At 67.5% G+C, this 12,828-nt stretch carries 8 protein-coding genes; 5 read left to right on the forward strand and 3 right to left on the reverse strand.

Annotated elements, in window-relative coordinates:
- Window positions 1-581 precede the first annotated feature (581 nt).
- Window positions 582-1,343, forward strand: coding sequence for a class I SAM-dependent methyltransferase (locus ABN034_RS26735; protein WP_349693736.1), 762 nt, complete (start codon window positions 582-584; stop codon window positions 1,341-1,343).
- Here ABN034_RS26735 and ABN034_RS26740 read toward each other — a convergent pair.
- From ABN034_RS26740 to ABN034_RS26750, 3 genes are all read right to left on the reverse strand, one after another.
- Window positions 1,330-3,291, reverse strand: coding sequence for a glycosyltransferase (locus ABN034_RS26740; protein WP_349693737.1), 1,962 nt, complete (start codon window positions 3,289-3,291; stop codon window positions 1,330-1,332). The genes ABN034_RS26735 and ABN034_RS26740 overlap by 14 nt on opposite strands.
- 199 nt (window positions 3,292-3,490) lie before the next feature.
- Entirely contained in the window at window positions 3,491-3,769 is a 279-nt protein-coding gene (locus ABN034_RS26745; protein WP_349693738.1) for a hypothetical protein, read from the reverse strand.
- A 392-nt stretch (window positions 3,770-4,161) separates the two neighbouring features.
- Complete coding sequence (locus ABN034_RS26750) at window positions 4,162-5,034, reverse strand: sigma-70 family RNA polymerase sigma factor (protein WP_349693739.1); 873 nt, start codon at window positions 5,032-5,034, stop codon at window positions 4,162-4,164.
- 167 nt (window positions 5,035-5,201) lie between these two features.
- Between ABN034_RS26750 and ABN034_RS26755 the strand changes: the two genes are divergently transcribed.
- The 4 genes from ABN034_RS26755 to ABN034_RS26770 all read left to right on the forward strand — a co-directional run bounded on the left by ABN034_RS26755 (window position 5,202) and on the right by ABN034_RS26770 (window position 12,826).
- Entirely contained in the window at window positions 5,202-5,657 is a 456-nt protein-coding gene (locus tag ABN034_RS26755; RefSeq protein ID WP_349693740.1) for a carboxymuconolactone decarboxylase family protein, read from the forward strand.
- 322 nt (window positions 5,658-5,979) lie between these two features.
- Entirely contained in the window at window positions 5,980-7,038 is a 1,059-nt protein-coding gene (locus ABN034_RS26760; protein ID WP_349693741.1) for a phosphotransferase enzyme family protein, read from the forward strand.
- 14 nt (window positions 7,039-7,052) lie between these two features.
- Window positions 7,053-11,786, forward strand: a complete 4,734-nt coding sequence (locus ABN034_RS26765; RefSeq protein WP_349693742.1) for an ATP-binding cassette domain-containing protein — start codon at window positions 7,053-7,055, stop codon at window positions 11,784-11,786.
- Entirely contained in the window at window positions 11,783-12,826 is a 1,044-nt protein-coding gene (locus ABN034_RS26770) for a hypothetical protein (protein WP_349693743.1), read from the forward strand. The genes ABN034_RS26765 and ABN034_RS26770 overlap by 4 nt, the downstream gene beginning before the upstream one ends.
- The last annotated feature ends 2 nt before the right edge of the window (window positions 12,827-12,828 follow it).

The raw sequence follows: 12,828 nt of genomic DNA on the forward strand, positions 1-12,828 counted from the left end.
CTCCACACCGCCGACCTCACCCTCCTCCTCCAAGCCCACACCGCCTACAACCCCCACACACTCCGAGCGGCCCGCCTACTCTTCGACACCCGCGGCGTCAGCGACGGGACAGCCGAGGTGCTCTGACCATCGTGCTCTCACCCCCCGAGTACACCGCCGACCATGACGTCATCACTCGACCACGAAGTGGGGCACCTGACGGCATCCAGGCTCCCACCGAGCGGATCCGGAGTAGTCCTCTTTCGGATCAAGGCGCCGCTGACGGGACGTGCCCAGATCATGGCTGAATCCCGGGCGAGAGCGCTGCGACCTGGTTGGCCGCCCACGTGGCAATGGGGCCGTGCCGTGCCCTACCATCGCCCGATGGGCACCGCGCGACTCGGCCCACGGAGACGTAGGAGACCCGCCCGCGAGTGTGGAGCGCACGAGCGGACTACGACGATTGGACGGACCGGCCAGTGAGAATGCGTGGGTATGCGGCCATCGGTGGCGTTGCATGGCTGGCGATCGTGACACTCGCAGCAGCCGGTTCGGCCATCGGACTTGCTACAGCAGTATTGTTTGCCGTCCTCGGCCTCCTGGTGCTTGGCACCCTCGCCACCATCGTCACCACTCACCGGTTGCTCCAGAGGGTTCTAGCAGGCGTATCGCGACTCGATACGTCGAAGTTCGATGCAGATCTCAACGCGACCGGAAACCTTGTTCGCCGGGACCTTCGCAAGACCTTCCGGCAGGTCGAAGCGATGCAGAACCTCTACGCGATCCTCGACATTCAGCACGCGCTCCCTGCATCCAGAGGCTTCCCCGCCTCACCTGATCTGTTGCTGTTCCTGGTCGATCTGGTAGACCGCCACCGGCCACGAATGATCGTCGAGTGTGGGAGCGGCCTGTCCACCCTTTGCCTCGCGCTTGCCATGCGCCGCTTCGGTATCGACGGCAAGGTCGTGGCACTGGAGCACCTTGCCGAATACGCCGAACAGTCCGAAGAGCTTCTCCGCAGGCACGAAGTAGGCAACCTCGCCGAGGTTCGTCGCGCACCCCTGGAGCCGTTCGCGTTCGACGGCTCATCGATCGACTGGTACGCGGAAGTTGCTTGGAAGGACCTCGACGGTATCGATCTGCTTTTCGTGGACGGGCCACCAAGCAAGCTGTCGCGGAACGCGCGTTACCCGTCGATTCCGTTGCTGTACGACCGACTGGCCGCCAGTGCGCACATCGTTCTCGACGACTACGCGCGCACGAAGGAGAAGGCCGTTGTCGAACGGTGGCGTAATGACTACCCGAGCCTCGTGGTCGAGAACATCTCGCTGGAGAAGGGCGCAGCGCTACTTACACGCCGCTGAGTCGCTGTAGAACCCGCGATCCGGCACGCCGTGCCCGCCATACAAGGTTGATCCGCCCAACGCGGATGGCAAGGCTCGCGGAGCCCGGCACCTGCCGCGCATACCTCGGCCACTGGAACGGCTTTCCCCACCGGACGCCGCCAGTAAGGCTGTGCTGAGACGGGACGGGGATGTCGCGGTAGGTGTCGGTCGTCCCCACGCGAATGTGCACCGTCCACTCTCCTTCGGGGAGATCGCCCACATCAAACCGCGCGGTGAACCTCCCGCTGTCGGACACGATGGGCATGGTCCGGATGATGCCGTCCTCGGCGTGGAGCGCGACCGCGACAGGGTTGTGGTCGACGAGATCGAACTGTCCATCAACAGCAAGCGAGGTGCCGTCCCAGACCGCGCGGTCAAGCCGTACCGCGTCGCTCAAACTATGTTTGCTCTCGCCTATGTCGACGCTGAGGTTTCCGTACGGAACGGTGAAGTAGGTCGCTACCGCCTGCAGGCCACCGTTGCCGTCATCGGCGAGGTGCAGGGCTGTGGTGGTGCGAAGCTCAGACGTCCGCTGGCTTCCCAGCCGGGCTGTCCTGGTGAAGCCACCACGCCTGACTCTGATATAGAGATCCCAGATACCGTCGGGAAGTGGCCGGCCGTCGGCCACGTCAAGGATGTTCAGGCGTGCCTCGAATCCTCTTTCGTCAGTGTGGGACGCAGTCACGGAGTACTCCGGGGACTCTGTGTCCCTCTCACGGACAGCGATCTCAATCGTGGAGTCCTCTGGAGCGAGCACCCGATCGAGCCCAGCAGTGCCGGTAAGGTGCAGCTCGGATCCTGTGAGGGAGTACGTCATCAGTTGGTGGCTGACCGTGAGGTAGTCGGTGACCTCGAAGTACCTGTCGGCGATCGACACGTCGGGATCGCGGAAGTACGGCAGATTGGCGAAACAGCGATCACCCTCGACTGTGAGGTTGAAAGGCCGGTAGCTCCGCTCGAAGAGATGGACCTCCATCAGGACGTCAAGGAGCTCGCGTTCGACCAGGTGATACCGGAGCCGGAGCGACCATGGGTGCAGCCGCTGTGCAAGTTCTGGCGTGAGATGGGTTCGGACAAGTGCGACGATCCGCGCGAACAACGCTTCCTTCTTGGCCCGATTCTTTTCTCTGGAGAGGTGGCTCATCACGTGCCGCAGCTCCAACTCGAAGTGTCGCCGCAGCAGGTGCTCGCGCTTGTCCGCTGCGGGAACTTCACTGGCCAACAGTGCGCACATGCGTTCCAGGACGGTGAGCCGGGACTCGGTGCCGCCCGACCTGGTGACGTGCTTGCCGTCGTCGCGGCGGATGGCGAAGTAGCAGTCATAGTCGGCCACGACCGAGATCCGGCGTGCCCGAAGGTATGCCAACGCGCTGAAGGGCTGGTCCGAACAGTTCGTCAGATCGGTGGGGAAACGTATCGAGTGCTCCTCGAGCAGGTCTCGACGGAACAGCTTCAAGCAGCACAACGTCCAATAGACCCTGGAGCTGAAGAGATCGGCATCGGGCTGGTTGCTACGGAACATCGATTCCGGCACGCCGCGTCCGCCGACTCCCTTCATCTTACCCAGCACGATGTCAGCGGCGTTTGTCTCGGCGGTCCGGAGCAGCCGCTCCAACGCCTCGCGACCGAGATAGTCGTCTGCATCGACGAAGTAGACATAACGACCCCGGGCGAGATCGAGGCCCTTGTTGCGTGGGGCTGCCGGACCTCCAGACGCCTCCTGGTGAACTGGCCGGATCACATCCGGGTGCAACGCCGCCCACCTGTCCAGCTCCTCTCCGGTGCCGTCAGTCGAGCCGTCATCGACCACGATGAGCTCCATACGCTCGGTCCCGAGCGACTGCGTAAGCACGGAATCAAGGCATTTGGTGAAATACGGCATCGCGTTGTGCGCCGGAATGATGACGCTGACGTCAGGCACACGCATACGGTCCTCCCCTGGATCGTCGCCATGATGAGCAGCCTGTTGACCTGCAGGATCAACTTGCTGCGGAGAGCGGGCTTCACATTGAAGCCAGCTCGTGGGTCTCCAAGGCCCGGCCGCGAGCTGGCTTCCACTCACAACAAGGAATCGGTCGAGTCCGAATTGCAGGTAATGCCTACTAATAGATCGGAATTGGTTGAGGCTAACTTGACGACAAGGCAGGCTTCTTCGAGGCGTTGTGCTTGACACTCCACTCGGCTAAAGCTGCCTCGAGGTCCCCTTTCGCATTGATGCGGTCAAGAAAGGCTGGAAAGTCCGTTTCGGCCGATTCGAGCCACATCGTCATGGCGCTCCGGCCATGAAGGAAGGTCTCTATGTTGGCCGTCACGGTGTCGACATAGTGGCGACAAACCTCGAGGCGCCGCTCCTCTGGCCAATCCTTGACACGCTTGACGATTCCGTGTCCGAAAGCGCGAATCATCGATGCGCGGTACGCAGAGTTCCAGCGCTTGAGAAAGCTACGGGCAACGGCGTCAGGATCTCGGCGGAGGTGGACGTACAGAACCGGGCCGTCGCTGTATCGAGCGCCGAGAGCCCCGAGGTGCCAGCTAAGCCGGTTGTCGACCTCGACGTGGTCCGGCGGAAAGTCAAACCGCTCCGGGCCGACAAGCCGGGCTCGAGACTCGTGACCGGAAGTGTAGTTCGTCAGGTGCCCGCATGCCCGAGAGAATGTAACCGATCCACACCGACCGGTGCAGAGGACGAATATATTCACCGCCGCATGGTTCCACAACGACGTCACACAGGCAACCAGTCGCGGGATCCAACCACGGCCAACTGGTCAGCCCCACACGCGCTGTCTCACGCGCTGTCTCACGCGACCCAGGACGGGACGACCTGGGCCAACCGGTCCGGGTCGGACAGCAGGCGGATCACTGTGACGGCGCCGCCAGTGACCGTGAAGGCCATGACCGAAACCGGCCGCCCATCCACCGTGACGAGGACGCCCGGAACACCGTCGACGACCGCCGGATGACCCAGTGCACCCGAGCGTGCGCCCAGCGTCGCCTGAGCCGCCACCTCGTTCGCGCCGCGGACGACACGGGTCCCTACGGGGCTGGTTTGCCGGAGCTCGACATCGGGGGCGAGCACGGCGAGCAGTCCCGCAATGTCACCCCGGCCGGCTGCCGCGAGGAACGCGTCGACGACCTCCTGCTCCGCCGCGTCCGCTGCCGCCGCCGGCTTCCCCAGGCGGATCCGCCCGCGTGCCCGGCTGGCCAGCATCTTCGTGGCGGCGGTGCTGCGGCCGAGGATCGCGGCGATGCCGTCGAACGGGATCTCGAACACGTCGTGGAGGACGAAGGACACCCGCTCGGCCGGGGTGAGGGCGTCCATGACGACGTACAGCGCGAGGCCGACGGAGTCCGCGAGCAGGACTTCCTCCTCGGGATCCGCCCGCGAGCCCCCGGCGTCCTCCCGCCCGAGCACCCCGACGCTCAGCTCGAGCGGCTGCTCGCCCCGGACCCCGCGCCTGCGGAGCATGTCGAGGCAGATCCGCCCGGTCACGGTGGTGAGCCAGCCGCGCAGGTCCTCGATACGCCCTCCGCCGGTGCGGGCGAGGCGCAGCCATGCCTCCTGCACGGCATCGTCGGCGTCGGCGTGCGAACCGAGGATGCGGAACGCGATCGCGTGCAGATAGGAACGATGGCTCTCGAACTCGGCGGCGATCTGTTCTTGCTCAGTCACGGTCTTCCCCCCGCGTGGGCGGCTGTGTCACCTATCAGGACGCATCGCGAGCCCGTGAGGTAACGCCCGAACCGGTGTTACTTCAGGCCGCGGCCGGCGTTACCTCCAGCCGCCGCCATACGTCGTGGTGCCGTCCAGAGATCCACGATCTGCTCCACGGAGGAACGGTGAAAGCACGAATCCAGAACGCGGGGGTTCAGCCCGACGTCACCACCGGCGTCCAACACCTCTTCAAGGCCATCTACGCCGGGGGCGCACCCCGTCAGACGCTGGAGCTGGTGCATCTGCGCGCGAGCCAGATCAACGGCTGCAGCGCCTGCGTCGACACCGGCGCCGAGACCTCGAGGAAGGCCGGTATCGGACCTGAGAAGCTACTGGCCCTCGCCGCGTGGTACGAAAACCCGCTCTTCGACGACGCGGAGCGGGCGGCGCTCGCCCTCACCGAGGCCGCGACCCGGCTCTCGGACCGACCCGGCGCGGTCACCGACGAGATCTGGGCGGAGGCCGCCAGACACTACGACGAGGGGCAGCTCCATGCCCTGGTACTGATGGTGGCGGTCACCAACTTCTTCAACCGCATCAACACAACTCTCCGGGTGCCGGCCGGGACCCGGTGGGACTGACGCCGAACAGGGCGGCACGCGGGCGCGGAAGGTCGTACGCGTGCGTCTGTTCCGTTCAGACGAACGGACATGCCGGCACCGGCACCGCCGATCGCAGCACTTTCGAGGGGCGTCTCGACCCGCAGTCGAGCGCTTGACAAGTGCTGCGTCGGTCGGGGATTGTGCCGCCACGGCGGTGACCGGTCGCCGAGCTGTGGAACATCTCGCCCCAGTCGGGGTTCCATTGGCGAAGGGGAGTTCGCCCTCTCGGTCGTCGATATCACAAGCCGTTCTCTCCAACACCGCGTCGCTGGGGGACGAAGGTGTTCAGAGGAGGCTTGTCATGACCAGGCACGCCAGCTTCAAGAAGGTCGTCCGGCGCCACGCCGAGCAGACCGGGCAGCGCTACACCGAGGCGTTGACCGATCTCGAGGGCCTCGGTGCGCGCATGGACCACATGCCCGCCGCTGACCGGCTGCTCGCGCATCTACGGGATCGGTACGAAATCGACGCGACGGCGGCGACGAAGCTGAGTCCGCACGCCACGTACGTCTTCCGCATCGACAGGAATGACGGCGACCCGTGGATCGCCCGTGCGTTTCACCCCGCCCGTCCGAGGGCCGGCGCCGAGGGCGACGCCGCGATTTTGCGATTCCTGGAGCGGCACGACTACCCCGCGGAACGTCTCGCGGTCGACGACGCGGTGTCCGACTTCGACGGAAGCTCCGTCCTCGTCACCCGATTCGTCGAAGGCGAGCCCCTCCCCAAGGGCAGCGAGATCGCCCTCATGGGTGACCTGCTCGGACGGCTGCACGCGCTGCCGTACGACGAATCGGCCAGCCGCCCCGGTGGAGCCGTTGGTGATGACCCCAGCCGGGAAGGCGCTCCGCGTCAGGACCTGCTGGCCGCCCTGTCGTTTCTCGACGCGGTGGACACGAAGGTCTCGGCGGCCCATCGCCAGCGATTCGAGCAGCTCCGGGACCAGGTGCGCGCGGCTGACGACGGTCACGGTCTTCCCGAGGCGCTGCTCCACGGCTGCCTCCTCGCCTCTCCCGATCACGTGGTCGTGACCGGGCAAGGGCCGGCCGCAATCCATTGGATGGGATCTGGGCGTGGTCCGCGCCTCGCCGACTTCGCCTACCTGATGTGGGGCACCTGGCTCAATGAGGAAGAGATCGACGCGGGCGTCAACGCCTACCGCCGGCACGTCGAGCTGACCGACGAGGAACTCGACCGACTCGAGGCGGTGATGCGCATGCGGCCGCTGTACCTCATGGCCTACACGTACCGGCGTCACGTCGAGAGGCACCACGACGGCGGCGCCGAAGTCGACTGGAAGTGGTTCAACCCCGAGTACATCCACGCAGCTGCGGCCGCGACCAGAGCCGCGTTCCGCAGATAGGTAGCGTTCGCGAAATGGTGGGGAAGCTGAGGGTTCTCGGCGCGGCCGAGCACAACCTGCGTGACGTCGACGTCACGTTCGGGCCCGGCGTGACTGCCGTCGTCGGCGTGTCCGGCTCGGGGAAGTCGTCGCTCGCGTTCGACGTGATCTACACCGAGGCGCGGCGCCGGTTCATCGAGACGCTCGCACTCGGCCGTCGAGGCGGACGCGTGCCGGCCGCGCAGGTACGCAGCATCGAGGGGTTGGGGCCGGCGGTCGCGATTGCCCAGAACGTGCTGAACGTCAATCCGGCTTCGACGGTGGCGACGTCGGTTGGCCTGCACCCGTTCCTGCGTATTCTCTACGCCCGATTCGCCGACGTCTCCTGCCCGCGTTGCGAGGTGCCGGTACGGGCGGTGTCGCGCGAAGAGCGGCTCGCCATCGCCCTGGACATGCTCGCCTCCGCGGGCACTGTCGAGGTCGAGGTGGCGGTGGTGCGGAGCCTTCGGCGCAGCCACGCGCGCCTGCTTGCCGGGCTGCGCGGCCAGTTCGATGCGGTCACGATCGACGGGCGTCCGTGGGCGGCGAGCAACTCCAGCCGCGTGCCGCGGCTCGACCCGACGGTCCCGCACGACGTGGTCGTACGCGTCGCCACGCTGCACGCGGGAGCGTCGGCGGCAGACGTTCGCGCCACGCTCGAGCGTGCCGACGCGTTGGGCTCACCGGAGGTCCGTCTCGGCGGTACTCCGGTGCTGCGGGCGCCGATCTGTCCGAGCTGCTCGGCGTGGGTCCGGCCGCTGGAGCCGTCCGCGTTTCGCGACGCGGCGGTTCCTCGTGGGGAGACGATCCCCACACCTCCGCTGCCTTGTGGGGAGACGATCCCCACACCCCCGCTGGACACGTCGTCGCATCGCATCGCCGGCGTCACCCTGACCGAGTTGCTGGCCTGCTCGGTGAGCGAGGTTCTCGAGTTCGTCGACCACCTGCCAGTCGGCCTGCGTGCTGCACGAATTCAGGATGAGCTGCTGCGGCGACTGAGGCCCCTGGTCACGTTGGGACTCGGCCACCTCAGCCTCGACCGGTCGATGCCGACGCTGTCGCGCGGAGAGGCGCAACGGACCCGACTCGCGGTCGTGCTCGGCGGCCGGCTCGAAGACCTCCTGCATGTCCTCGACGAGCCGACCATCGGGCTGCACCACACCGATCTCAAACGCCTGCTGGATGCCATCGCGTCGTTGCCGGGGCCCGTCCTGATGGTCGAACACGACCGGGCCGCGATCGCCATGGCCGACGATGTCGTCGAGATCGGCCCGGCCGGAGGCCGCGGCGGCGGCCAACTGGTCTTCCAAGGGACGCCCGCCGAACTGTGGCGCGCCGGCACGGCGTCCGGTCGCGGCTTCTCGGCGACGACGCGCACGCGTCGTGCGCGCCGCCCGCTCGCGGAGGGGCGGATCGGCATCACTGGCGCCCACCTGCGCAACCTGCGCGACCTCGACTGCGAGATCCCGCTCGGAGCGCTCACCGTCATCACGGGCCCGTCGGGAGCAGGCAAGACCACGCTCGCCCGCGACGTGTTGCTGGCCTCGATCCGAGCCAACGCGCCGATCGGTTGCGCGACCTTCGACGCTCCAGCCGTACGCGCAATCGCCGTCGATCAGAAACCGCTGGGCAACAACCCGCGTTCGAATCCGGCAACCTATACGAAGGTGTTCGACCGAATCCGCGACGTGTTCGCGAACGAGACCGGGCGATCCGCGTCGGAGTTCACGTTCAACCGAGCCGAAGGGGCGTGCCCGGAGTGCGAGGGGATGGGCGCGGTCGCCATCAGCCTGAGCGACCTGGCGCCCATCTGGATGCCGTGCGAGGCCTGCGACGGCCGCCGTTATCGGCCCGAGGTCCTCGAGGCAACATGGGCGGGGCTGTCGATCGCTGATGTGTTGGACTTGGGCGTCGACGAGGCCCACGCGCTTTTCGTCGAGCACCGGTCGGTCACGCGCATCCTCGAGACCTTGCAGGAGGTTGGGCTCGGCTATGTGACCCTCGGGCAACCCTCGCCCAGCCTCTCGGGCGGCGAAGCGCAACGAGTCCGCCTCGCTCGCGAGGTGACCAAGGCCAAGTCCGGCGACCTCGTGCTGCTCGACGAGCCCACGACCGGCCTTCACCCTGGCGACCTGGACCGACTCCTCACCGTGCTCGACAAGCTGACGGTCAACGGCTGCACCGTGGTCGTCGTCGAACACCAGGCCGACGTGATCGCCTCCGCCGACTGGCGGATCGATCTCGGCCCGGGCGGTGGTCCCGACGGCGGACGCCTCCAGAACTGCGGCCCGCCCGTGAACGAGAAGCAGCCGCGGGTGACGCCCCGCGCCAAGTCGCGCCGCGGCCGACGGTCGAGCGACGCCATCCAGGTGCGGGGCGCCCGCGCCCACAACCTGCAGGGTGTCGACGTCCAGTTCGCCAAGGGCCGATTCACCGTGGTGACGGGCGTGTCGGGATCCGGGAAATCGTCGTTGGTCCACGACGTCGTCGCGGCGGAGGCCAACAGGCGGCTGCTCGAGTGCCTGTCGGTCTACGAGCGCCAGTCGGTACGCGAAGGACCGGAAGCCCCGGTCGACTCGCTCACCGGGCTGGGCCCGACGACCATCATCGACGCGGGCGGGACGAACCTCGGTCCGGGTGGGCCTGCCGCCGAGCATGCGGCCCGGACGACCGTCGGCCGCTCCAGCGACCTCGACCGCCTCATCACGCTCGTCCTGGCGCGCACCGGTGTGAGGACCTGCCTCGCGTGCGGTAGTGACAGCGTCCGGCGTGGCTCGCCAACACCGGAGGCGGCGTGGGCCTGCGGCACCTGCGGGGCGGCCGCGGTGCCGATCGAGCCGCGGCACCTCATGGGATCGCCCGTGTCCATCTGCCCGCAGTGCCTCGGTCTCGGCGTCGAGCGGGAGTTCGACTTCGACAAGGTGATCGTGAAGCCGGACGCACCGTTCGGCTCGGGAATCTTCGGCGGACCGCTCGCGTGGGTGCACGTGACCTCCGCGGACCGGTTCCTGCAGGCGCTCATCAGGCGCTACGACTTCGACCCGACCACCACGCCATGGTCCGAGATGTCAGACGAGGCCCGGCACGCGATCTTGTTCGGCGTCGAGGGTTGGGTCGGCCTGAACTACTGGGCGCAGCAAGATCTCGGCGGCATGCACACAAGGGTGTTCACCTGCCGTGCGTGCGATGGCAACCGTCTGCGCGCTCCCTACCTGGCCATCCGCATCGGGCACCACGACCGCAACGACCTGTTCTCGTCGTCATGTGCGGAGATCGAACAGGTCCTGACCTCGATGGAGGCGCCACTCGACACCCACGCGGCCGACGCCCGCAGGCTGGCGTTGCACCGCATCGGCTTCCTCCGCTCCGTCGGGCTCGGCTACCTCCACCTGAACCGCATGACCTGGACGTTGTCTGCGGGCGAGGCGCAGCGGATCAAGCTGGCGTCGGTGCTCGGCGGCGGCCTCGTCGGCATGACCGTTCTGCTCGACGAACCGTCCCGAGGGCTGCATCCCTCAGAAGTAGCCGCGCTCGCCGGCGCCCTGAGCGAGTTGCGCGACGCCGGCAACACCGTGATCGCCGTCGAACACGACCCCACCCTCATCCGCGCCGCCGACGATGTCCTCGAGATCGGCCCCGGTCCCGGACGTGCCGGCGGCCGCCTCATCGATCTCACCAGCGACCAGTCGGTCACCCGGGCGGCGCGCGACGGAGGAACCTCGGTCCCTCGCCGCGACCGACGGGTGCCGGCTGGGTGGATGCACGTCACGGGCGTACGTGAGAACAACCTGCGCGGCCTCGACGTCCGCATCCCGCTCGGCGTGCAGGTCGGCGTGTGCGGTGTGTCCGGGTCGGGAAAGTCCTCGCTCGTCGTCGACACGATCGCGCTGGGACTGGCGCGACCGAAAACCAACATCACCGGCGTCGGCGTCATCCGCGTCCAGCCCGGCGTTCACGACGCCATTTCGGGAGCGCCCGGCCGCACCATCGTCGCCGACCAGGCCTGCGCCGAGATCACCTCACCCGGCATGTTCCTCGGGTTCATCAACGCGGTCCGCAAGTCGTTCGCCGCAAGCGAAGCGGCCCGCGAGCAGGGCATCACGATCAAGGACCTCGCCTACGGCTGCGACGCCTGCGGCGGCAAGGGGACGTGGCAGGAGGGCATGTCGTTCCTGCCGTCGGTGACCCAGATCTGCGAGGCGTGCGGCGGTTCCGGCTACCGCCGCGAGGTCGCCGCCCTGGTCGAGCGGGGCCGAACCCTCGCCGACATCGAAGCCCTCACCATCGGCGAACTCGTCGAGGAGTGGGGCGACATCGACGCCGTGCACCGCGTCGGCGACGCCGCTCTCGCGCTCGGCCTCGGCTACCTCATCGTCCGCCAGCCCGGTTGGAGCCTCTCGGGCGGCGAAGCGCAGCGACTCAAGCTCGCCAAACAGCTCGCCCGCCCCGCCAAGGAGGGCAGCCTCTACGTCCTCGACGAGCCCACCGTCGGTCTGCAGGTCACCGACGTCGCCGTGCTTGCTCGCGCCCTCGACACGATCGTCGACGCCGGCAACACCGTCCTGGTGGTCGAGCACGATCCCGTCCTCCTCGCCACCTGCGACTGGCTCATCGAACTCGGTCCCGGTGCCGGACCCGACGGTGGCGAGATCGTTTTCGAGGGCCCACCCGAAGAACTCGCCAAGACCGACACAGCCACCGCGCCGTACATCCTCGAGGCCCTCACATGAAGATGACATCGCTCCTGCTCGGAGATCCGTCCCCGTCGCTCCAGTGGCGCGCGGCGGTCGAGCTCGAGGGAATCACCGCTGACAACGACGACGTGCAGGAGTCGCGCGCCGAGATCCGCGAGAGCGCTGTGGTCCGGTCGCTCCTCGCTCGGCTCGAAGCCGCGCGCCACCGACCCAACGCTGCGGGCTACCTGCTCTGTCAGCTCGCGTACCTCGGGTACACCGGGCCCGAGTTGGGCGACGCGGTCGACGCCATTTTCGCCCGCCAGCAGGAGGACGGGTCGTGGCGAGTGTGGCTCGACGACGACAACGATCAGCCCGCACCCAATCCCACCCGGAAAGCACAGCCACAGTTGGCCCCATCCGATGGACCGCGGTTCGTCCCCATGCAGACCGTCGTGCCGTTGCGCGGCATCGCCGCTGCGGGCTTTGCCACCGACCCTCGTGCCGAGCGCGCCTACGAATGGCTCCTGGGCGTACGCCTCCCCGACGGGTCCTGGCCGTCCGGACCCAAAGCCGATCTCGGCGGTCCCGGACGCCCCTCACAGCCGGAGAAGGACTACCGGCGACTCACCCGAGGCGCTGGGTGCCGATCGTCGACGACCGGCGCCGTCGCCTGCTTCGCGCTGCACCCCGAGCGGAGACGATCGGACGCCGCCCGCATCGGCGTCGACCATCTCCTCGCCCGAGAGACCCGAGACGAATCGACGCTCGGCTGGGAGGTCTCCCGCCTCGTCGGGCTCGAACGGGCCATGGGACAGGTCACCTTCTACGTCACCTTCGATCTCGCCTTTCTCCTCGACCTCGCGTCCCGATGCGGCGTCTCACCGCAGGACCGACGAGTGCGAGAGCTCGTCGCCTACCTCGAGACGTTGCGAGGGCCGTATGGCCTTTGGCAGCACCACGCCCACCCGCAGCTGTCCCGCTGGCTGACGTTCGACCTCGAGTGCAGCCTCCGCCGGCTCGCCGACGGCGACTGGATCGGCAACGAAGAACCCGCCGCCTTCACGCCCTACAGACGGGGGCGGCGGCGCTACTAGCG

This window comes from Actinopolymorpha sp. B11F2, assembly GCF_040195635.1.
In the GTDB taxonomy this organism is placed as follows: Bacteria; Actinomycetota; Actinomycetes; order Propionibacteriales; family Actinopolymorphaceae; genus Thermasporomyces.